The 22,951-nt window shown below is 65.4% G+C and carries 14 protein-coding genes and 1 pseudogene; 6 read left to right on the plus strand and 9 right to left on the minus strand.

The window, feature by feature from the left end:
- The first annotated feature begins 613 nt into the window (after nucleotides 1–613).
- Both ABN034_RS33095 and ABN034_RS33100 read left to right on the plus strand, forming a co-directional pair.
- Nucleotides 614–2,410 carry an ABC transporter ATP-binding protein gene (locus ABN034_RS33095; protein ID WP_349694897.1) on the plus strand — a complete coding sequence of 599 codons (1,797 nt, stop codon included), beginning with the start codon at nucleotides 614–616 and terminating at the stop codon, nucleotides 2,408–2,410.
- Nucleotides 2,411–3,470: 1,060 nt separating this feature from the next.
- Complete coding sequence (locus tag ABN034_RS33100) at nucleotides 3,471–4,196, plus strand: phosphotransferase (protein ID WP_349694898.1); 726 nt, start codon at nucleotides 3,471–3,473, stop codon at nucleotides 4,194–4,196.
- Nucleotides 4,197–5,039: 843 nt separating this feature from the next.
- Here the strand turns inward: ABN034_RS33100 and ABN034_RS33105 are convergent.
- The gene (locus ABN034_RS33105) at nucleotides 5,040–5,339 is read right to left on the minus strand and encodes a hypothetical protein (RefSeq protein ID WP_349694899.1); all 300 of its coding nucleotides are present in this window, start codon (nucleotides 5,337–5,339) and stop codon (nucleotides 5,040–5,042) included.
- A 113-nt stretch (nucleotides 5,340–5,452) separates the two neighbouring features.
- Here ABN034_RS33105 and ABN034_RS34760 point away from each other — a divergent pair.
- Nucleotides 5,453–5,629, plus strand: a pseudogene (locus tag ABN034_RS34760) (DMP19 family protein); the annotation flags it as partial.
- A gap of 6 nt (nucleotides 5,630–5,635) precedes the next feature.
- Here the strand turns inward: ABN034_RS34760 and ABN034_RS33110 are convergent.
- The 4 genes from ABN034_RS33110 to ABN034_RS33125 form a co-directional block, all read right to left on the minus strand.
- Nucleotides 5,636–6,022, minus strand: a complete 387-nt coding sequence (locus ABN034_RS33110) for a hypothetical protein (RefSeq protein ID WP_349694900.1) — start codon at nucleotides 6,020–6,022, stop codon at nucleotides 5,636–5,638.
- A 128-nt stretch (nucleotides 6,023–6,150) separates the two neighbouring features.
- Entirely contained in the window at nucleotides 6,151–6,417 is a 267-nt protein-coding gene (locus ABN034_RS33115) for a hypothetical protein (protein ID WP_349694901.1), read from the minus strand.
- Between the two features lie 565 nt (nucleotides 6,418–6,982).
- Nucleotides 6,983–9,526: an NHL repeat-containing protein gene (locus tag ABN034_RS33120; protein WP_349694902.1), complete on the minus strand. Its 2,544-nt coding sequence runs from the start codon at nucleotides 9,524–9,526 to the stop codon at nucleotides 6,983–6,985.
- Nucleotides 9,527–9,621: 95 nt separating this feature from the next.
- Complete coding sequence (locus ABN034_RS33125; RefSeq protein WP_349694903.1) at nucleotides 9,622–9,909, minus strand: hypothetical protein; 288 nt, start codon at nucleotides 9,907–9,909, stop codon at nucleotides 9,622–9,624.
- A gap of 618 nt (nucleotides 9,910–10,527) precedes the next feature.
- On the opposite strand from ABN034_RS33125, the gene ABN034_RS33130 reads away from it, so the two are divergent.
- Both ABN034_RS33130 and ABN034_RS33135 read left to right on the plus strand, forming a co-directional pair.
- On the plus strand, nucleotides 10,528–10,716 hold the full coding sequence (locus ABN034_RS33130) for a hypothetical protein (RefSeq protein ID WP_349694904.1): 189 nt from the start codon (nucleotides 10,528–10,530) through the stop codon (nucleotides 10,714–10,716).
- 412 nt (nucleotides 10,717–11,128) lie between these two features.
- On the plus strand, nucleotides 11,129–12,022 hold the full coding sequence (locus ABN034_RS33135) for an integrase core domain-containing protein (RefSeq protein ID WP_349694905.1): 894 nt from the start codon (nucleotides 11,129–11,131) through the stop codon (nucleotides 12,020–12,022).
- A 435-nt stretch (nucleotides 12,023–12,457) separates the two neighbouring features.
- Here ABN034_RS33135 and ABN034_RS33140 read toward each other — a convergent pair whose 3' ends face one another.
- Nucleotides 12,458–13,921: a glycosyl hydrolase family 28-related protein gene (locus ABN034_RS33140; protein WP_349694906.1), complete on the minus strand. Its 1,464-nt coding sequence runs from the start codon at nucleotides 13,919–13,921 to the stop codon at nucleotides 12,458–12,460.
- Between the two features lie 564 nt (nucleotides 13,922–14,485).
- Between ABN034_RS33140 and ABN034_RS33145 the strand changes: the two genes are divergently transcribed.
- Entirely contained in the window at nucleotides 14,486–14,833 is a 348-nt protein-coding gene (locus ABN034_RS33145; RefSeq protein WP_349694907.1) for a transposase, read from the plus strand.
- Between the two features lie 123 nt (nucleotides 14,834–14,956).
- Here the strand turns inward: ABN034_RS33145 and ABN034_RS33150 are convergent, their stop codons facing one another.
- From ABN034_RS33150 to ABN034_RS33160, 3 genes are all read right to left on the minus strand, one after another.
- Nucleotides 14,957–17,743, minus strand: coding sequence for a discoidin domain-containing protein (locus ABN034_RS33150; protein WP_349694908.1), 2,787 nt, complete (start codon nucleotides 17,741–17,743; stop codon nucleotides 14,957–14,959).
- Between the two features lie 476 nt (nucleotides 17,744–18,219).
- The gene (locus tag ABN034_RS33155) at nucleotides 18,220–20,346 is read right to left on the minus strand and encodes a DUF4838 domain-containing protein (protein WP_349694909.1); all 2,127 of its coding nucleotides are present in this window, start codon (nucleotides 20,344–20,346) and stop codon (nucleotides 18,220–18,222) included.
- 850 nt (nucleotides 20,347–21,196) lie between these two features.
- Complete coding sequence (locus ABN034_RS33160) at nucleotides 21,197–22,381, minus strand: SGNH/GDSL hydrolase family protein (protein WP_349694910.1); 1,185 nt, start codon at nucleotides 22,379–22,381, stop codon at nucleotides 21,197–21,199.
- Nucleotides 22,382–22,951 lie beyond the last annotated feature (570 nt).

Raw genomic sequence — 22,951 nt, forward strand, 5'->3', positions numbered from 1 at the left:
CTGGGCATGGGTTCCTTGGGCCCCCCGCATCTGGTGATCAGGATGACAAGAGCCCGGTGAACCGAGAGGTTCACGCCGGGATCTGTGGGAGCCGGGGGGTGAAAATCCCCCCGGCCACCCGACTCCCCAGCCGGACGCGCCTGAGCCAGGTTGAGCTTCACCTCGCCGTGCGAGCGCCAGAACAGGTGGCTACCGAGCGGGGCAAGCCACATGCCGACGGCGAACTTCGCTCACCGGCCCTTGAATGGCCGTAGATCGTGTTGGCGAGGTGGGTAAGAGGGGGGATACACGCCTTCGGGTCTAATGGGCAAGAGGCGCATCCTGTGGCCTATGGGGGCCAATCCCGGTATGCTAGGCAGCACGTTCTCGGCCGCTCCGCCGTCTGAGGCGCCACGTTCCGTCGGGCCCTGTACGTCCATGCGGAGCGGCTTCTGTGTGTCTTGTTGGCGGGAGGTCGAGCCTGTTTTCACCCATGCGACTCCTACGGCTTCTGAGACGGCGGATGAGCTCAGCTGCCAGGAACGAACGGCAGCACGACGATTCGAACGACGGCCGGCAAGACTCAGGCCTGGACTACGCGGCTTGGGCTCATGTTCAGCCGAAGGTGTCGCTGGTGAAGGCGGTCGGACTAGCCCTGCGCTTGGCCTGGCAGAGTGGGCCTGTCGGATGGCTGGTTCTGGTGCTGTCGGCGATGGTGTCGGCTGGTTGTATGCCTGCCATCTTGTGGGCGGGACGACACCTGGTGAACCTTGTCGCGCAAGGAACTTCGGGAGATCAGGTTTCGATTCTGCCGACGGTCCTGGTGATCTGTGCGTTGGCCATTGTGCAGCGGGTGCTTTCTGTGGTGGTCAACAATCAGCAGCAGATCTTCAGCACTCGGGTTTACGACGCGGCCGAAGAGCGCTTTCTCGGTCGCAGCGTGACGATCGACATTCCGTACCTGGATGATCCGGGCTTTCACGAACGGTTGGTTCGGGCGAGTAAGACTTCAATGTCTCGTCCATTTGCCATGACCGGTCAGATGGTGACCTTCTGCGGGCAGCTCGTGGCGCTTGTGGGATTGGTCGGGGTGATGAGCGTGGTCCACCCTGCTTTACTCGGTCTGGTCGCCGGCTCTGTTGGGGTGATGGCCTTCGCGCAGGTTCGCGTCGGCAGGAACGTGTACGTGGCTGACCTCAACAACAGTAGGAACTTCCGGGAGATGTGGTACCGGCGTCACCTGATGAGCATCGAGTCAGCCATCATGGATTTGCAGGGGCTAGGTGCACAGCATCGGATGAGAGCACGCCACATCGAACTGCAACGTTGGTACGAGGCGAGTCTGGCTGCGGTGTATCGCAAGGGACAGGCAGAAGCGTTGGTCGTCGGTGCGATCAGTGCCGCACTGTTCGCCCTGGCCTACTGGTTCGCCGCGCGGCAAGGGCTCGCCGGCCAGCTCACGGCAGGCGATCTGTTCCTGGTGCTGGGCGCGTTCACCGCGGTGGGCGGCGTCGTCTCCGCACTATCCGGGTCCGTCGTTGCCCTGCAGAGCCACGCCCCGTACCTGCGCGACTATTTCGACTTCCTCGACCTTCCCCAACGCCTGCCCGTACGACCCGATCCAGCTACGTTGCCGCCGACGGCCGTGCCCGCTGGTGAATCCGGGCAGACGCCTACAACCCAACCCGTACTGGCGTTGAAGAACGTAACGTTCACCTATCCGGGGGCTACCCGACCGGCGCTACGTGGCGTCGACCTGGAGATTGCTCCGGGCGAGATGGTCGCCTTGGTGGGAGACAACGGAGCGGGAAAGACGACTTTGATCAGGCTTCTTGTTCGCCACTACGACCCACAAGAAGGACAGGTCCTCGTGGGGGGCGTGGACGTCCGTGACGTCGACCCCAACGAGCTTCGGTCACGCTTCGGCGTCTTGTTCCAAGACTTCGGCAAATACACCCTGACCGTGCGCGAGAACCTTCAACTCGGTCGGGTCGAACGCGAGGCGACCGATGCCGAGTTGTGGGCGGCGTTGCGCGCTGCAAGAGCAGACTTCGTCCAAGACCTTCCCATGGGATTGGACTCGACCGTGGGTAAGGGATACGAGTGGAGCCAGGACATCTCAGGTGGTCAATGGCAACGACTCGCGCTGGCTCGCCTGATGTACCGAGACGCAGACGTGTGGGTCCTGGACGAACCCACCAGCGCCCTCGACCCGGAAGCAGAGGCCGGCGTGTTCACCCAGCTCCGGGAAAACCTCCGCGGCCGGATCGGAATCGTCATCTCCCACAGGTTCTCCACAGTCCGCATCGCCGACCGGATTCTGGTCATGCAGGACGGCCAGATCACCGAAGCCGGCACACACGAAGAACTCCTCAAGGTTGGTGGCCGATACGCGCACCTCTTCGACTTGCAGGCCGCCGGCTACCGCTAGAACTGGAACCTCTACGGCAGCCGAGCTGAGCCATGCAGCTACCAGCAACCCAGGCCGGCAACCCGCTGACCAGAGCTTCAGCGACCGATGCCGTACACCAGACGCGCTCGCCGGAGCATGGCGGTCGATCGAACCGGCGCCCTCCGCGTGCCCGACCTGGCAGGATCGACGAGCTCAGGGCTGCGCACGAGGTCCCGAGTTTCTACGCCGATCGCCTGGGCGGTGCCCTGGAGCCAATGCCTGCCGAGCGGGCGGGCCAGAACGTCCCGCAACCGTCTGGCCCAGTCTCGTGTCCCCGTCAGCGGCCACCTGGCCAATGTCCGCAGGGGGAACCACAACCGTCCGTGCCTAGGGCGTCCACGACGAACTACCTGGCGCTCGCGGAAAGCAACGCGGGTGTACGCAGGGGATCCCTGACCGGACGCGCCACGCGCTCTGATCGAGAGCCCTCCGGCCGGCTGACGTCTGGAACCGGATCAGGTACCCGTCCGGGTCCTGGACGAGAAACTGCACAACGCCTACCTCGGTCTGGCCAGTCCGATACCACTTCACCTCCGGCTCCATGAACAGGGGCCAGTCAGCCTCGCGCAGAGTCTCCACTAGCGGTTCGATCGAGGGGACGGCCACCTGGAGGTTGACGCCACGTCCAAGAGGTCGGTCAAACGGTGCGGTGACCCAGTTGCGGCCGACGCCCTCCTGTTCAAGCATCACGTGTGCCATGCCTAGGGCGATGTAGGCAAACCCTTCGTCGGACGGTCGTACAGCACTGCGAACCCGCAAAGCCGGCGCCAGAAGTCCAGACTTTCATCAAGAGAGCGGACAAGGAGTTCCGGGACAAGAGCGGGGTCTCGTACGGCGTGCGTGTGCGTGGCTGCCACGGGCTTCGATTGTGCCAGCACCCGACTATCGTACGTTCGCCGATCCCTATCCGTACGCGCGAGGTTCCTTTGCGGGCGCTGGTCGCGAGAGTGTCAGCAGGTCAACAGGGTGGCAGGTGCTCACTAAGGAAACTGTGGAATCTCGGTTGCGCTGGTGAAATTCTTGCCGCTTGACTGCCAGCATGTCCGATGACGAGGCATTGCCAGATCACGCTGCGCCCCATCCCGAAGAGCTGCCGGCCGAGGTCCTGGACGACGTGGCCAGCGTGGTCGGGGCAGAGGTCACTCTTTTCAGTCGCCTACCCGGAGGCTTCGATGTGGGTGCCATGCGCGTCCAGTTGGCCGGAAGGGCACATGCAGTGCTCAAAGCATGGCCCCGGGCACGCCCCAACCAGCTGGACGAGGCGTTGCGAGCGCAGAGAGTGGTCGAGCACATGCGTAGGCGCGGCTATCCCACCCCGGCCTGCCTCGGAGTGGGGGCCACAGCCACTCATGTATGGCATCTGATGGACTTCGTTGACGCGGCTCCCGCGCCAGAGCTGACCCCATCCCTCGTTGAGCAACTGATGGAGATCACCGAACTCCAGGCTGGCCAAGCCTCCGAGCCCTACGACCACTGGTCGTACGCCTGGCGGCTCGCCACCGGTCAAGAATACGGTCAAGACTTAGCGCCGAGTTTGTCGAGGGCTGTCGCCGGGCTTTCGGGGTATTCCTCGTTGGTGTCGGCCTTGGTCGAGCGCCTGCGGCTCGTGTGTGTCGACGTCCCACCACCACGAGAAGCACCTGACATGGTCCATGCCGATCTCAACCCCAGCAATGTCCTGGTACGTGACGGAGCGGTGGTGGCGGTCGTGGATGTCGGGAACGCAGGTAGCGGCACGCGGGCGACTGATCTCACCACCCTCTAGTGGTACACCTTCGAGGATCCGCTGGACGGTGTCCGAAGGCGGCTGTGGACGAGCATCCTCGACCTTGTCGGCTGCGAGGGGGCGGCGGTGCTCGCAGTGACAAAGATCCTCGTGAGCCTCGAGTTCCCATCCGTCATGGGCGCCACGATGTCGTTCCAGGGTTGGTCAAGCGCGGCCATCGCGCCCTCGACGAGCTGAACGCGCTTCGCTAACTGTCGCCGTGGAGATGGTCTGCGAGATGGGGACCTTCGACTGCTATCAGGCGCCTATTTGGGGGTGTTTGTAAGTATGGACGGCGCCCTGAACCGCGTTTGTGCGTCCAGTTTGGTGGACGCCGGGGCTTTGCGTCGGCGTACGCACGGGCATCCCTGACCGGACATCCGCCGGCCGTCGGGGGAACGCTGTGAACGCACGGACATGCCGATGAGCGTGCGTCAGGGCTCCCAGTCGTACTCGGACTCCACGTATGACTCGAACTCTTCGACTGATGCGATGAATGTGGTCATCGGCCATGGCGGCCGGTCTTGCTTTTGTGTCCAAGTGAGATGGACAACGGCAACCTCGTCGCCGCACTCGACAACGATGTCGTCGTTCGGCAGAGCCCGTGCGATGACGCGCCATGCCTTCCCATCAAGGGCATGCCCCGGCGCGACCTCTCGTCGCAGTTCAGCCGCGAGACTATCTGCCTGCTCAGCGTCTTCTCGCAGGTCAATGAGAGGTTCCTGGAACGGATAGCCCTTGGTCCAAGTCGCCGCGTGAGGCTACGCGAGAAACGCACTCTCATGCCGCGATCCGCGCCTCGGTCATGCCGATGAGCGTGCGATGGCGCACATGCGACGGGAGTCAGAGCCACTTGACGTCTGCGGTCGCGACGGCGAGCCCGATGAGACCTTCGGTCGTCTCCACGGAATACGCGAAGAAGACCTGGACGCGCTCGCCCTCGATGGTTCCCGTGTCTGCCCTGATCCAGAGGTCCGCGGGGAACGCCGATGCCGACGTGAACTCGCGGCTCGTGAGCACCGGGACCTTCTCGATGATGCGATGTTCCCGCCCGTCCGAGTCCACGATGCTGACCTCGATTACACCCGGCTGATCGTCTGAGATCCAACGGAGCGCCTTGGCGCGAACGATCGCATCTGCCACGCGCCTAAGCCTATGGCCGGGCATCCGGTTCAGGACGTTGCAACGTCCTCATCTGCCGCTGATCGCGCGGTCATGCCCATGACAGGGCATGAGGGCCGTCTACGCTTCCTGACATGGCTGAGTTGGACGTTTGGGACATCTACCGTGAACTCGGAGAACGCGAAGGGTTGTCGCTGAACGATGCGCAACGAGGGCTCCTGGCGGTCTGCGATCTACGCCAAGAGGTCAACTCAGGTGGGTTTGACCGGTACTTGCGCTACTGGGGTGGCGACTCTGCCTTGGCAGCGATCGACGCCCTACCAAGTCTCCTCGGACGGGACTGGGCGAACCTGCTCGCGGAGGCCAGCGAGCGGCGCAGCAGCGCAGGAAGGGTTTGGATCCGGCGCACGGATCACCCAGACGTCCACGTCGTGGCGCTGCGTTGCACGCTTGGGCGGGCCGGGCAGGTGCATGCCTGCCGCCGTTAGCACGCGCAGCACAGTGGACTCCGACGCGTGCACCAGGTCGAGTCTGAAGCCTCGGTGGGCCAGCTTGCGGTGCGACAGGTCGATCTCGCCCCAGCCTTCGGCGAGTTTGACGATCGCGTCGCGTTCGGAGTCCAGCAGCGCGTGCAGCGGCACCTCGAGTCCGGGCTTGGCGTCCTCGAGCCGACCGGCTGTGGCTCGGGCCTGCCAGCGCAGCACCCGCGCATGGTCGAGCCTGAGGACCGCGGCTGCCCCCCTGGCCGACCAGCCACGGCAGGTGGCGGCCCCGACCAAACCGAGCAATCCGGCTCTCACATCGGCGTGCACGCGCGGCGGGACCGGGCCGGCTACGAGTCCCAAGGCGATTTTCCCTGGTGCAGATGCAGCGTGACCGCCTGCTCGGTCACCGTGGCCCGCAGCCGCTCGATCTCGGCCTTAGCGTCCTCGAGCTCGGCCTGCTCGGGCGACCGGCCCGGCTTGCCCGGCACACTGGCCGCCAGCGCAGCCAACGCACCGTCCTTCGCCGTTCTGCAGATGTGGACCACAGTCGATCGGTCCACCCCGAACTTGGCCGCCGCCTCCCGTTGCGTGGACTGTCCGGTGAGCACCTGCACGAAATCTCGTACTTCTCACTCGCAGCAAGCCGCTTCCTGGGCTTGCGCTCCCGCTTACCGTCTGTCATCAAGATCCTTCCGAAGAGTGTGGAAACTACCCCCTCGGGTGGCTGGGTATTAGAACCCGGATCTGGTGCATTAGTTCAGGAGCACTGGGTGGGCTGACCACGGCTGACATCGCCGCGCACTTCGCGCAGCAGGCTAGAACGGCGGCCAGTCGCACAACGGCGGGCAGCCACGCTCAAACGAGCACCACAGCATCGCTGGAGCCAGACACCGGGCGTCCAGCATGCTGACGGCATCCTCCATAGTAGTCGCCGGTGCGATCTGCGAGCACCGCGCACTGGGGGGTGCGGGGCGCCTTCCGATTCGGCTTCCGGCGACGTTTCGGCGGCCCGAAGTGGATTGGGCACGTCACCTGGGAAGCCGACCTCGAACGTCGTTCAGGCGTAGTGCCCGCGACCGGTTTAGGCACTTGAACTGTTGCTGGGTCGAGGTCAGGACGTGTTCGGCGATGAGTGGTACGCCGGGCGGTTGATCGGGTGGCGTCGGCGTCGGTGGTCCCTCACACCACCAGCCGTAGCAGTGACGTCGCGTTCCAGATCGTGTAGAGGTTGCCGTACTCGTCGGTGGTGAGGCCACCGCCGGTGCCGTCGTAGACGACCTCGATCTCGCCATCACCGGCCAGCATCGCCTCCGGGTCGAACCCGAACACCCGGCCCGCGGCATTGCCGTACACGGTGCCGTCCACGATGATCATCTGGGCGTAATGCGCCGAGATCCGGGCCCCCTCTCGCGGCTCCTTGTCCGGGAAGATCAACTCCCGGTGAGTCCAGGTGTCGGTGGACGAGTCGAGCCCGAGCAACCAGCCCTCGGCGAAGAACCACACCGTTCCGTCGGACGACGCGACGGCCGCGTTCACCGAGCGGACCTCGACCGGCAGCGGGATACGCTCGGCTTCGCCGGTGCTTTCGTCGTACCGCAGAACCGTGCCGTGCTCCTCCTTCGGTGTGGAGTTGAGCCCACCGTAGATCATGGTGCCGGCATAGACCTTCGACCCCGTCGCAGCGATGGTGACCACCGTCTGGTCGCCCACCCCGGGCACCGTCGTACAGGACTTGGCCTTCAGGTCGTAGTAGCCGAACGCGCCGGCGGTCTCGCCATAGTCGGCCATCGTGCCCCAGTAGATCCGGTCACCGTGACCGAGCATGCCGTACGGACGGCTCTGGTGCGGCTCGATCGTGCAGTTGACGGTCGGGGTCGGCGTCGCGGCCGTCGGATCCAGCGACTGGATCGTCCCGCTCGGATAGATGCCCTGCCAGACCCGCCCGGCATGGCTGGTCATCCCCTCGGCCTGGCCACCCACACTCCAGGTCTGGTGCTGGTCGCCACGCATCGGCATGTAGGCACCAATGCCGCCGACGAGGTACCCGCTGGACCAGATCCGGCCATCCGGGCCGCCGACGATCGAATTGATCCCGATCGACACCACGGGCTGGTTGGTCGCACGCTTCGTCATGGACTCACCCGTCTGCGGGTTGTACAGCTGGACCGTACCGTTGGACGACATCCCGACCAGGGTCCTGCCCGGCCAGGCCTCGTCCTGCAGGTCAGTGAAGTCCCAGCTGCGGGCGTAGATGCTCGGCGAGGCGGCCTCGATGTGGGTTTCCGTGCCGGTGGCGAGGTCGTAGGAGAACATCTGGACCGGGCTCGGTGCCTTGTTGTAGTAGACCTTCCCGTCGTGGATCTGCGACGCGCCGTTGTAGACCACGCCCTTGATTTCGTCCAACACACTGGCGTGGATGGTGCCGTCGGACGCGCGCGAGAGCTCGAAGATCACCAGATAGTCCTCGCCCGCGCTGTTGCCTGGACCGATCCAGGCGAAGGCGTAGCCGTTGTCAACGGTCATCCCGTAGGTCCAGTTGCCCGCCTGTACCTCAGGGCTGGTGAGCCCGATCAGGTCCACGCAGCTGGCGGCACCGTCGACCGAGCAGGCGATCATGTTCGCCCCGGTGCCTGTGCCGTAGATCACGGAGCGGGTGACGGGGTCGTGCCCGCCGGATCGCGTGTATTCATCGCCCGGTGAGAGTGGACGAGGGCCGATGATGCCGAATCCTTCACCGGGGGTGAAGCGCCAGATCCCCCCACCGTCGGCGGAGTGAATGCCGCCGTACACGACGCTGTTCTCGTCGATGGAAATGGCGTACAACACGTCGGTGCCCGAGAACGGGGGCGGCCCGATCCGGGTCGCGGTGGAGTCGCCCGGCGTGTAGGACCACAGCGCCGCCGAGCGGTAGGTGCCGACGTAGACGGTGCCGTCCGGTGCCTGTCTCACGGTCCAGCCGCCCTCGGCGTTCGGCAGCTCGATGACGCGCTCGGTGTCCTGGGTCAACGGATCGACCTGGACCAGCACCGCCGGGCTGGTCGCGGATCCCGACCCGACCCCCCACACGACGGGATCTCCGTTCTCGTCGACTCCGGCTGTGCTGGACAGGTAGGTCGTCGGCTTGCTGACCTGCGGGCCGACCACCGTGGCTCGAGCAGTGAACAGCACGCGGTCAAAGCTCGCTCGCCCCAAGCCGCCAACCTCTACCGAGGCGGTAGTCGAGCCGGCCGGTGCGGTTCCGGTGACGCGCATCGTATCGGTGCGCCGATCACGGTCGAGGACGCTGCGGCTGATCACCGCGCCATCGACATCCAGCCAGCGGATGGCCAGCGAACTGGTCAGCTGGGCGGAGACATCGGCGTATGCGGCGTACTCCCAGCCGGCGTTGACGTCGACCGGGCGGCTCACCATGCCGACGTTGACGCACGGTGGATGGCCCGTCAATTGAAGGGCCATGGCACCGTCTACCGTCCCTGCCGTGCCGGTGCTGGCGACGTCGCTGCAGCCCGGTTTGAGCGGCTCGCCCTGACCGTCGCTGGGCGTCCAGCCGGTGAGCCCGTCCTCGAAACTGTGGTTCACGATCAACAGGTCGCCGTTTTGGCGAGGAGAACTCGCCGCCTCAGCCGACGTGATGGGGAGAAACAGACCGATCACGACCGCGACCACCGCGGACAACGTGACGGCGTATCGACCGGCGGTGTGAGGGGCTGTTTGGCGAGACATCGTCGTCGACCTCCAACGAAGGGGGTTACCAGTGCCAAGTAACTACACCGAGAACCATCTGCATATAAGGTCCAGGCCGAAACTTAGATAGTGTCCTAGGCCGGCCACCTCACCAGGCCATATCCCCGGACCACCGGCAGGCCTGCCGCTGCGAGCGCTCGCGCGAGCCCGATCCCGAAGCTTCGGGTGCCTTCCAACGCCACGACCACCCGCGGCCCGGGCGCGTTCTCAGCGATCCAGGCCAGTGCCTCGGCGTAACCGGCGTTGTCGTTGCCGATGCTCAATGTGGCGATGGTGACGCCGCTCGCTGCGGTTAGTTCCAAAGCATGGGTATCGCGGTGCGTGTCGCCGCCGACGACGGCGTCCATTACCTCTGCCAACATGGGCATAGGTCCTTGTTTCTCCTTCCAGGCATAGGGCCAACGGTCGGCACCGGCCTGGGTGGAGGCACCAAGCGGCACACCTGTGAGGAGTCACACGCCATGGCGTGGACAGGCTTCTTATCAAGCCAACAAGGTGGGCCAGGCCGGTGACGGCACTCGTCGAAGACAGGTCAGAAGAAAGGCACGCACAGCCGCGGCCATATCCGTAGCGGGTCATCCGACAGCACCGGCACCGATCCTGGTGGCAGTCCACCCAGAACCGCCACCCCAGACACTCACAGATCCGTAGAGGCAGGCAACTCGCTCGCGACCTGCACTTCCGCGCTCCGGAGGTCGTCGACCAGGTGCTCATCGTCGCCGAGTGGTGTAGGTCGTTGCGTCGCACTGGGGTCAGTTGGCAAGCAGCGAAGTCCGGCGGGACGAAGTACGCTTCTGTGGTGGCGAGCGCGCGCTTGAAGGCTTCTTGAATCTGGAATGCGACGACGAGCTCGCCGGTCCGCTGTGCGTCAGGCTGAGGTGAGACGCCACTTATGGGTTCCTTCCCTCTGCGCGGGGCGAGAAGCGAGACACCTGATGACCATGACGTTGGCCGATACTGCCGGGATCGATGATGGGGGCGTGACCTCCAGAGCTGATCGACCCAAGCGACGCACGTTCACCGCCGAGTACATGGCGAAGATTCTGGCTGAGTACGACGCTGCCGACCACGGCGAGCGCGGCGCGATCCTGCGTCGGGAGGGCCCGTACTCCTCCCACATCACCGAGTGGCGCAAGGCCGCCCAGGCGGGCGTCACCACCGCGCTGTAGTAGCCGAAGAACGCCTCGCAGAACGCCAGCGCGTCGGCGATGGATCCGAACGCCTGGGACCGAAAGCCAAGGACCGTCGCGACCGGGAGATCGAGCAGTTGCGGGGTCGTGCGGAGCAGGCCGAGGGCGAGCTCGCGAAGACGAAGGCTGCGTTGGATCTGGTGGGAAAGGCACACGCGCTCTTGGACACGCTCTCTCTGAGAGCACGGAGCTGCCGAAGAGGTCGCAGCGGTGATCAATCCTGCCGTCGACGGCCTCGCCGAGCTGACCTCGGTCAAGAAGGCCTGCGCCCTGCTGGGCCGGCCTCGAGGGCAGACACTACCGCGCCAAGCAGTTCCGGGTTCATTGCCCGGTCCCGAAGCCGACCCGGCCGACGCCGCCCAACGCCCTGACCGAGGCCGAGCAAGCCGAGGTGCTGGCGGTTCTGACCAGCGAGCGGTTCTGCGACAAGTCCGTGGCGCAGACCTGGGCCACGCTGCTGGACGAGGGCACCTACCTGTGCTCGATGTCCACCATGCACCGCCTGCTGCGCACCATGGCGTCGCCGGCGAGCGCCGCCGGCAAGCGGTCCACCCTCCGAAGAAGAAGCCCGAACTGCTCGCCACTGGCCCCGGGCAGATCTGGAGCTGGGACATCACCAAGCTCCGCGGCCCCGGACGCGGCGGCTGGTTCCAGCTCTACGTCGTGCTCGACATCTTCTCCCGCTACGTCCCTCGCGCGGACCGTCCAGACGACCGAGGACTCCGAGATCGCCAAGACCATGCTCGAGGAGGCGATGGGCGTCCACGGCATCCCCGAGGCCGTTCACACCGACCGCGGCACCTCGATGACCTCCAAACCCGTCGCGCAGCTCCTGCTCGACCTGGGCGTGGACCGGTCCCACTCCCGGCCGAGGGTGAGCAACGACAACCCGTTCAGCGAGGCCGCGTTCAAGATTCTGAAGTACGCCCCGATTTTCCCCGAGGCGTTCGGATCCATCGCCGACGCGCGGGCGTTCTGCGAGGCGTTCTTCGGCTACTACAACCACGAGCACATGCATTCCGGGATCGGCGCTGCACACGCCCGCGTCGGTGCACACGCCCGCCGAGGTCCGCGCCCAACAGCAGCAGACCCTGGACGTCGCCCACACCGCTCACCCCGAACGGTTCGGCAACTGCCGACCCCAGGCACCGAAACTGCCCGACGCAGCCTGAATCAACCAACCATCACCGGAGCCCCTCATACAGACAGCGTGACAAGACTTGTCTCAGACCGCTTGACATCTTCCGCCATGGCGTGGAACGCCTACAGCGATGAGCTCGGATAGATAGAAGCCTCGCTGGCAGGCCGATCGGCAGTACTTCTTCCGGTGAGCAGAAGCCCCTTGCGAAGGCTGACCACGGACTCACCGTCAATGGCCTGCACCTGACCGCAGCGGGTGGCGACACCGACGTCGTCGTCGCCTCGGCAACCAGCGACGTTCACGGCTGCGCGAGCTGAGCCCGGTCTGCGCCGTGCAAGCCAACCGACGCACATTCGTCTGTGCCCGAGGGTGTGCGGCTAAGCGCGCCGGCTACTCCGGTGGGGGAGGGCCGGGGACCCGACTCCCCGACCCCTCCAGCGGCTCGCGGCACGGCGCGGCGAGCTCTTCAGGTGGCCCTGGCACCGTACCGCGGACGTCCGACCAAGCTCAGCCGGCGGCGGAGGCGGCCCGCCTCCACACCTCCGGGTCGCCGCCATTGCCAGCCCTGTGTCGCCGGATTCACGGGCGCTCTTGGACGACGACTCCGTCCGGGAGGACCTCAGGTGTCTGGATCGGGTCGGCGAAGCCGGTGATGGTGTTTTGGGCGACGATGCCAGGGCTGCCGATGCCGATCGAGATACCGACCTCCGGACGCGGCGTGCCGCCGCGAAGCATGTTGTGGGTGATTTCGTAGTCGTTAGCGGGCACGTTGATCGCCGCCGCCGATCCGGTGACACCAGTAGCGACGGTTGACTCGACCGTGATGTTGCGGGAGTGCTCGTCGACGCTTAAGAGCGGGCCGCTGCTCTCGAACTTGTTGTCGGCAACTACTAGACCGTCGACGTACTTCGCCTCGATCGCCGCCGCGCCGGGCACGTCGGGGTTGGCAAGGCCGAAGAACTTGTTGCCGCGGATCTCGACGTCGCGCAGCTCGCCGCCGTTGGGCAGTCCGCGCAGGAAGATCACTTGCTGGGCAGGTACGTTCGGATCGGTCGCCCGAAAACCCTCGAATGCATTGTTGCGGATCGTCAGGTCGTGACAGTTGACCGGGTGCTCGAGCGTCTCCTTGATCGGCGGGAAGACGTTGGGATCGGACTCCGTGGTGATCACGTAGGACGCGGCGCTGAAAGAGATCACGCGCAGCATGCCGGGCTTCGTCTGGACGAACCGGTTGCCCTCGATCACGACATGCGCCGAGGTCGGCAGGTGGATGAGTCCGCGATCGTGGCCGACGTTCGGTTCGTCGCTAATCGCCGGCCCGTGGATCGGGTCGACCACGAGGTTGCCCCGGAACGTCAGGTCGGTGAATCGGGCGCCCTCCTTGAGGCCGTGCGCGCCGAACGGGTTGGGGCACGGATAGTCCACGCCGTCGACCCGGATCGGAAGGAACCGACAGTTCTCTACCGTGATCCGACGACTCATCAGGCCGCTGTGCGAGCCGGGCGCGTCGTTGTACGAGAGCGCGCCGTTGTAGCTGTAGTCGACCTGGATGCATTCGCCGTTCTGAAAGCCCTCATTGTCATAGAAGCCGAGGAACGTACTGTCCCGGATGACGATGTCCTCGCAAGCGTTGAGGTCGAAGCTGTGGCGGGAACCCTGGACCTGCTCGAAGGTGCAGTTCTCCACAACGACGTTGCTCGCGTGGTGCAGTGCGAACGGGCACACCAGGCGAGTGTTGGGATAGGAGCCGAGGAACCGCAGCCCGTTGATCCGGACGTTGCGTACGCCCGTGCCGTACCCGGCTCGACCGCGCGAGAGCGCTACGAACAACGCGCCGTTCGGGCCAGCCTTAAGCAAGGTGGCCTTCTTGCCGATGATTGTCAGGTTGTCCCGCAGGCGCGGCCGTGCGCTGTTGCCGACCGGATAAGTGCCTGGCGGGAAATAGATCGTGCCGCCGCCGTTGCGCTCCACCTCGTCCAGCGCGGCATTTAAGACCTCGGTGTCATCGGCGATGCCATCGCCGATGGCGCCGTACTCCCGCATGTCGATGAGCAAGCCGTGGGTCGGCGTCGGCGCTGCCGAGGCTGGAGCGGCGGTGGCAGCGTGAGCAGCGGTTGAGGCGGCGGCCGTCGCTGAGACTGTCAGGAACCAGCGTCGGGTCACTGCACTGCTTGTGTTGTGGGCGATCATGACTTGCAAGCTGACACGGTCATGATCACATGTCCAGAAAGGTTCACCTAGGCGAACTCCGGCGCGATGACCGCCGCCCCAACGGATCGGTCGCACGCATCGGTACAGAGCAGTCCGGCTGCACTTCAGTCCGCGCGCCCTGCGCTTTGACGCACGCCGGCAGCACACCTGTGATGAAAGGCCTAAAGAGCCTGTTTCAGAACGTGATCGTGGTACGGCGTGTTCTGCGTCTGGACGTGAGGACCTCCTGGTAGATCGGTTCGTTGTCGAAGCAACCGTCTGCCAGGAGGTCTGGTGTTAGTTTGCCGGGTCGGGTCGCAGAAGTCAGCAGGGGATGCTGGGGTTGGGTCGGGCTGTTGCCGGCTGGCGTTGTTTCATAGGCGGTCCCGGTCACGGGTGCGCCGGTATCCCCGCGATATGACCGATGGGCAGTGGTCGGTTATTGATCCGCTGCTGCCGGATCCGGTGTCGCTGCATGGTGATGGGCGGCCGGAGGAATGGTGTCGGCGCGACATCGTGGATGCGATCTTCTATGTGGTCGACAACGGCGGCAAGTGGCGGGCGTTGCCGGTGGACTTCCCGCCTTGGCCAACGGTCTACCGGTACCTGGCCTGCTGGGAGAAACACGGCATCACCCAACGGGTGCTGGATGGACTACGGGACCGGGTGCGGATCGCCGACGGGCGGGCTGCCGAACCTTCTGCAGCCTTGACGCCCGGTAGCATGGCTGCCTTCTCCACATTTGTGGCAGCTAGAGACGAGTAAGTTGTCGTACCCGATCAAGGAGCCGGAGGCGCGGCCCTGTGGCCGCGCCCCCGATGCCGTTGTGGCACTGAGTCAACGGTGTCGACAACAGGCTCGTCGGCATCCGGCGCTCATGATGTCGGGCTACCGCCAGGTCACGCTGTCGATCTGGAACATGCTGTCCCAGGGGGAGTACTCGGTGCCGACCGCGCTGGTCCCGACCTCGATTCGGCTGACCTCCGAAGCACCTGCCCAACCGGTCAGGTCCAGCGAGAGCGTCGTCCAGGAGTCCGCAGACGTCGGGAACGTCTTGGTCAACGTCGTGCCATCGGCACCGGTCAGCGTCACGATCAGCTGGTAGCCGGTCGCGCCGGGGACGGAACCCCAGGAGTTGAATGCCAGCGAGAACGCCGACGCCTCCGACATGTCGAGGGGCTCGTCCGGTTCGACGTAGACACTTCGCACCGTCGTCGCCGGTACCGCGGCGGTGTCCGCCTGAAGGCAGGCACCCGAGAAACAGTGCCCGGGGCCGTTCGCGATCGAGGTCACCCGTTCGATCCCGACCACGTTCTGACCCGCCTGCCAGCCCTGCACATCGCCGTCGAACGTGTAGTGCGGCAACACCACCTGCCACGGACCATCGGGGTCACCCGGCTTCTGATTACGGGTCCTCCGCTTCGCATCGTATAGCTCGCCCTGGTAGGAGACCCTGTCGCCGGCGGTGAAGATCCGCGATGCCGTCCAGGCCGGGACGCCGTCCTCGGTGATGCCGAGTTCCTGCCACGGACCGTACGGGTCGCCCGGCGTCTTGTTCTTGCTGTACCACGCTGCGAGGTAGACCTTGCCCAGATGGCTGACTCGGTCGCCGGCCTGGTACTCGTTCGACGCGTTCCACACCGGGGCGTTCTCGTAGTCGTAGCCGTCAGGCAGCGCATACAGGACACCCTCGCCCTTGTCCAGGTGACGGTCGAGCACACCGTCATCGAGGGCGACGCCGACGGGCCTGCCGGACTGCCGGTCGATCTCCTCGAGCGACCCGATCGCCTCGTCGAAGCGCAACGAGACGTCCCTTTCCTGCGTGAAGCTGTTGTTGACCACCATCAGGTAGTTGCGGCCGTTCTCGCGGTCGCGGAGGTAGGAGAAGGTCAGGTTCTCGTCCGACAGCGAGTGCACAAAGAAGTCCTCCGGCACCGGCTGCTGCCCGAAGGTCTGCCCGTTGAGGTACACCTCTTTGGCGTCCAGCCGCATGAGTGTGGGGCCGAGCGCGTGGATCTCGCTGTTGAGCTGCTTGACGGGCTCAAACAGGTCGGTCTTCTGCCCGTCGGCCGTGATGATCGCGTCGGTGAAGGTCTGGCTCCGGTTCGTGGGGGTGAACCAGGTGAAGTACGACAGTCCCTTGTAGCCGTACGCGAGGGCCATGTTCGCCTCGTAGCGGACCTCTGTCTCGTTGGGCCGGCGGAAGCCACCGGGGATTCCGACGGCCTGCAGGTACTGCGCCGTCTTGACCCCGTTGGCCAGCCCGACCTTCCGCACCGTGTTCATGTTCGTCAGGAAGCCCGTGTAGTCCAGGCTGTTGTCCGCCGTCCCGAACGGATAACGGTCGTACATGAGGTAGCCGCGGGCACCGGTGAGGTCGAGCCAGCCCTGCATCACCTGCGCGTATTCCGCCTCCGATGCGTACACCGAGCTGGGGAGGAAGTTCAGGTGGGCGTCGTACTCGGGCGCGGCGTCCTTGATGGCGTTGAACACCCGCGCGTACGGGTCCGGGTCGAACGGCTCGTCCAGGATGTAGAACCCGCCCACGCCTGGCACGTTGGTGTATTCGGAGACGAGGTCGCGGATCTCCTCGTCGGTCAGGTTGAGGAGGTTGGAACCGAAGCGGCTGTCGTTGATCGTGACGTTCAGGCCGTACTTGTGGGCCAGCCGCGCCATCTCCAGGTTGATCTCCTTCGTCGGGTGCAGGTCGTTCGCCATGACCGAGTCGATACCGGCGTCGCCCAGATAGCTGTACTGGATGTCGTTGATGTGATCGGGCGTCGGTGGCCAGAACGCGGAGATCTCGAACTTGTCTCCCATGCGCTCCACGTGGTCCCGCACCTCGACCGGGATCGAGGTCGACTCGCCGAGATCCGGGGCGGCCAAGGTGACCACAGCCTCGCCCGGCGCGGCGGCGGTCACCGTGCCGTCCCCGTCCACCTGGGCCACGTCGGGATCGGACGAGGACCAGACCACCTCGGGTAGCCCGCCCGGGGCCCGCGCGTCATAGGACAAAGGCTCGACGGCGCCGGTCTCCAGCAGCAGGGCGGGCTTGTCGATCGACAGGATCACCTCGGCGAGAGTGCCGAAGACGGCCAGCTCGGACAGCTGCACCAGATAGCCGTCCCCGCTCGGGGCTCCGTTGCGCAAAGTGACGTACAACCGCAGGTAACGTCCCTCGACATCGGTCAGGTCGATCACTTCCGGCTCGGCGCGATCGTCCGCGTTACCGGTGCTCGTGTAGACGCTCCGGTAGTCGTCACCGTCGGACGACACCTCGATCCGGTAGTCGGCCGGGAAGCTCTTCTCCCTCGGGAACACCACAACCCGGCCAAGGTGGTGCGAGGCTCCGAGGTCATACTGAACCCACGCCGGCGTCGCCGGATCCTGGACCTTCTCGTACGGGTTGGTGCTCCAGCCGTCCGCCGAGCCCGCCACCTCGTTATTCAGGTACGACATGGCCCACGTCTCGCTCGGCATCTCATAGCTCGACGAGGTCGTGACTGTGGCATCCGGGGCGAGATTCGTCGTGCCCTCCGGGGCGTAGGACGACACGTCGGACGGCGAGGGCTCGGAGGGGGCCGCGAAGGCGCCGGCAGGAGCGTTCGCCAGCCCCCACATCGCCGCCATGACGACCAAGGCCGCAGCTATCGCACGGCGCGGTTTCGTATGCATCTCCTACTCCTTACGTTGTTTCCGTTCGGGTGAAGTCGCCTGGCTTGATACGCGGCCCGTATAGCCGGCCATGCTCGCCGTGGGTTTGGAGGATGCACACGGCCTCGGCGCCTCCCTTTGGTGTCGGTCAACACGCTTGCCCACGATCTGCGGCCCGATGCTGACGACCGCGGTTGTGGTCGGTTTCCGTCAGAGGACAGGTTGCGGACCGGGATCGAGGAGTTGAAGGCCGCTCTCGGTGAGGTAGCGATCGAGCTGAGGGAGTGGAAGAAGCCAGCCGAGCATCGGCTGGGCGCCTTCGCGGCAACGCTTGCCAGTCCGGCGACGTCTCGAGTTCGCAGACGCCCATGTCGCCGCGACCGATGCAGGGCTGAGCGCAGCCATCGTGGTGGAGCGCATCAATGCAAGCGGCGGGACAGGCGTCAGGGGTTGACACGGAGACCACGGCCTCGGGCCACCAAGCTCGAGCCTCGTGATCAGGCCTTGATCGCAAAGACTCGGTCGACCCAGATCCCGGGCACCTGTGAGAGGTTCCAGACGTAGAGCACGTGCTCGGGGTTGTGGGTGTAGGTGCCGGGGAGCTCGATCTCGTGATATTCGCCGTTGGACAGCTCGCCGGCTGTCTTCGTGATGCTGACGCCCTGCGGGTGGATCCCGGTGTTGACGACGGGCGCGTCTGCGGCCAGCGATCCGGTGTCGGCTCTGAGGGTCACGAAGAGCCGCCAGGATGACCCCTGCGGTAGAGCATCGAACCAGAACTGCACACCCCACTGCGAGTCATGGGGATCCATCCGCAGCGCTCGATGATCGGACGCCATTTCGTCAATCACCAATGTGGTCATCCAGGGAGCAGCGATGCGGATCACCTCTTCCTGGTAGTCGACCCATTCATCGGCAGGCAGACTGCTCACCGAGTCCGGCGGGGGGACTTCGCCAGGTGGGACGTCGCTTGGAGGGAGCGGATCCACGTTGTATCCGTCGACGACTTTCCCAACATCGCCGCCGCCCTCGTTGACACGGCTGATGCCCGACAGCGAGAGTACTCGTTTGTCCCGCTCCTTGCGGTTCACCAGGTCCATGTCCCAGGTCTGTCCTGCGCGCTGAAGGTCTTGGATGTAGGACTGAGCTCGCATGAAGATCACGTGGTCGAGGTTGAATCGTGCGATAGCGACCCGGTCGACCAACTCGGGGTCCTTGCGTACCGCCGCCTCAGCTGCCGCGAGGTGGCCGTCGGCCGCACGCACGACATCAAGCCTGTAGATCGGCGACATGAAATTGGAAGCCTCGGTCAGTGCGCCGTTCGCCTCCTTGGACTCCCACAGCGTCTGCAGGTAGGCCTCGATGTGCGGCGCGGCGGCGCCGTAGTAGCCCTTGAGGAACTCCTGCACGGTCGCCCGGACGTCCAGGGTTGGATTCCAGGCGAGCCGCGAGTGCACCCAGGTGCGCATGGCGGACATGTCCCCGCCCCGCGTGTTCCAGACACCTTGGATAAACAGGCCCTGCACCTGCGGGATACGAGCCACCTGGCGAATCGTTTCGAACCCGTCGAACCACTGCGGGAACGGCATCAGGTAGCTGGAGAACATCGTCTGGTAGTCCCACAGCACGATGTTCTTGCAGATCTTCGACCAGCCCAGCAGGTAGTCGCCCCATTGCTGGTTTGCCGCATCCATGATGGGCTTCCCGCGGTTGGCGATGATCGGGCACATCGTGATCACCACGTTGTCCTCGATCGTCATGCCCGCCGGCGGCTTGATCGACCACCAGTACGCCTCGGTCTCCAGTCGGGCGTTCGGGATCACCCGGCGGATCCGTCGCGCCAGGTCGTTGACGAAGTCAAACATGGCCGCCCCCTGTGCCCCGCCGTGCGCGTCGTTGAACGCCTGGCTGTCCGGGTCGGCCTGCCACGTGGCGCTGTCCCATTGGATGATGCCGAGGGAGGCGTCCTCGCCACGTGCGATGCGCTCGTTGATCAACCGGATGACCGTCGCGGTCGCCTCTTCCCGCGCGGCGGGGCTCATGAACAGCAGGTTCTCGTTGTGAATGAGAGAGCGGTCTGTCACCAGGTCGCGGAAGAAGGTAGGCCGGTCTTCCGGCCAGTACCCGGACCATACGTTGAGGTCCGCCGGCATCTTCACGTCGTACATGTCACGGCGGCCGTTCAGTCGCAGGTGGTGGCGATGCTCGCCGCTGAACGTCTCGCCGTAGTGGAGCTGGCGGAACCTGAATCGCGGCACATAGTCGCGGTTCAGGTCGTCGAGGTCCATCTCGACCGTGTCCGTCTCCGGCACGGTCTCGGAGTTCTCGGCGAACCACCGGACGCCGAGCTGGGACTCGACGAACCAGGAGGCGCCGTGGAGTGTGCCGAGCTGCCCGGGGCCGGTGATCAGGATGTCCTTACCGGCCGTCCGCACCGCGAAGCCGTCGTCGCCGAGCTGGGACGTGTCGACAGGGCCGAAGCGCGATGCGTACGAGTTGCCGGCGCCGACAACCAACAGGTCGGGAAAGCCAGGGTGTGCCGTGTCCTCGTCGACGAGCGGGAACGCCCCGCCGGTGACCCGGCGCGCGTACTCGGCCAGCTCACGGGCGGCACGCCGTACCATCGCTGGCTCGTCGCTGGCCACCAGCACCGCGTACGTCGAACGGCCACCGTGAACCAGGCTCAGACCCTCTCGCGGTGAAGCTGCAGAGATGCCCGGCGGGTCCATCCCAGCGAAGGCCGCGACGAGACCACCTGCGGCCCCGTACCGCAGGACGGAGCGACGTGACACGGATAGAGGCGACTGCACACACTCAAGATCTGACATGGTCTGACCCCTCACGAGTCCGGGATGTTCATGCCATCAGGTGACGCAGGCGATTGGAGCGCTCCAGTAATGTAGGCTCAGCTCGCGAGGTCGTCAACAGCTGCGTGCTTTCCGTGAAGCGGAGGACGGGGTGAACCCAGATCCGATGACAAGAATGCGGTAGCGGCTAACGCCCTCGCCTGCCACGGACGCGACCAGCACGCCCTGGTGCACTACCGGTCGTGATCTGCCACCGTGCGTGGCCTGTGGACGACGACCGGGCTCCTCAAGTCCGGGAGTGTCTCAGAAATGGCCAAGGCTTGATCCTGCTCGGTTAGCATTCGCAACCCGTCCAGCAAGAGAAGGCTCATGTGCAGAGCCGGCGGAACGCGGCTCACCGTCGTCGTCGAGCGGCGGAACGCCTTGCTCGGGCGGGGCCCTGGGATCCGCGACCAGTGCCGGTATTTGAGCTCGGGCAGGATCGGCTATGAGGTCGGTGGCAGCATCGACGCGATGCCTCACATAGGCGTCGGCGTTCACGGTGGTCGCCACCTTGCCGTTGTCCACCCACACGCCGGTGAGGCTGGAGCCGTCCCGCAGGGCGTCGCGAAACTCGTTGGCCGTTGTCGGGACCTCGGCACCGATGGTTTGAAGGGATTCACCAGTCCTAGCTGCCGGTGGCGGCCGGGGCGGCGCCCAGGCCGGCCGCGATCTCCTCGGCGAAGATCGCGTGGCCCCGGTCGTCGGGGTGGTTGATGCCGTTGCGCAGCATGGTGAGGTACGGGATCCCCAGCGACCACAACTCCTGCCAGCGTGGCGAAACCGACGCGAGCGCGACATCATGCCGCCGCGCGAACTCCCGGAGGAATCCCACGTAGGGACGCTCATCGACCAGGTCCATCGTGCTCGCCCCCATCCAGTCCGGACGGCTGAAGTGCGGTTCCACGAGCAGAAGGTCTGCACCCAGCGCGTGAGTCTGGTGTAGCAGTAGCTGGTAGGAGCGTTCGATCTGGGGAATCGACAGGTGCGCGTCGTTGACGAACTCGACCGTGACCAAGTCGGGCTTGCTCGTGGTAACCCGGTCCCAATCGGTTCCGGGCATTGGGTCGTCGAGGCCGAGCCACTGGGTCGACGTCGACCCGCCGACGGCAACCGCCGTGACCGTGGCCGACAGCCCGTGCGCGGCCAACATCCGGCCGAGCAGCGCGGGATAGGCGGTGGCCGGAGAGGAGGCCGAGTAGCCTGCCGTCACACTGTCACCAAGGCAGGTGATCCGGCCGCTGCCGCTGCGCAGCGATTCCAACCAGCGGGGCAGCCGGGCCGACTGGGGGTGTGAGCGTAGACCGGCCGATCGGCTAACCGGGAGGAGCTCAGCCTCGGCCGGGTTGGCGTGGTAGGGCAGGAAGAGATTCGTCAGGTGCTTAGCCCCCGCGGGGACCGGCGGCGGCAACGGGTTGCTGAGGTGGCTCTTGCCCATAATCACCTCGGGGCCATCACCCGCATCGACGACCGCGTCCACCCGCAGCAGCCCATAGTCATAGTCGACCACGAACGGGCCGGCCACCTCCGGGGCCCGCGTCACCGCGCCCCACACCTGGTCGACAAAGACGTCCTCGCCGATGGCGAGCTCGCCAGCGGGCCCAGCCACCCGGACCGAGCCGGGCCGCAGACTTCCCGGCGCGGGGGTATCGTCGGTGCCGCGGAACTCGGTAACGATCCCGCGTAGCTGGGCGCCATAACGCCACTGGTCGGGCCGCCCTTCCGGCGGCTCGATGACCTCCGCACGAACCCGACGCCATTCAGCGCCACGAATCTGCCCACGGATCCGGTCCCGGAGCGCCCGCGCATCCATCGATGCACCTCCCTCATATGCACTCGACGCACGCTTTCAAGCTGTGTCCATGAAAGCCCTTCAACGTCCCCACTGCGAATCCTCACCGCCGCCTGCCCGTCGCCTCGGGAGTTCGCGGCGTGTGCGCGACCGATGATGCGCGCTCGGCGGGTTGAAGGGATACCAACGACCGATCCCATCAAGCAACGGCCGTCCGCGCTCGGTGCCAATTACTCATCTCGGCCGCGATGGTCAGCGCCGGCGGCGTTCTGATCAGCGGGCTCCGTCCGGGTACCGGCACGTGCCCAGTCCTCGTACATTCCGACCGAGCCCGTCCATTTCCACGCTTGGAACACCGACCCGATCGATTACAGCACCTGGCGCGTCGACAACGGACGAGGAGTTCACTCCAACCCGGACTATCCCAGCGGCGGTCATTCCGGCTCGACACCAGGCAGTCCTATTGCTCTTCGATGAAGTATTGGCACGGGTTGGTTGGGGCGGGGTCCATGTAGACCCACACGGTGCCGTGGGACATGGCGTTGTCCTTGGGGAAGTTCTGGGTTCTGGTTGAGACGATGCCGTAGGACG

This window comes from Actinopolymorpha sp. B11F2, from assembly GCF_040195635.1.
Classification (GTDB): domain Bacteria; phylum Actinomycetota; class Actinomycetes; order Propionibacteriales; family Actinopolymorphaceae; genus Thermasporomyces.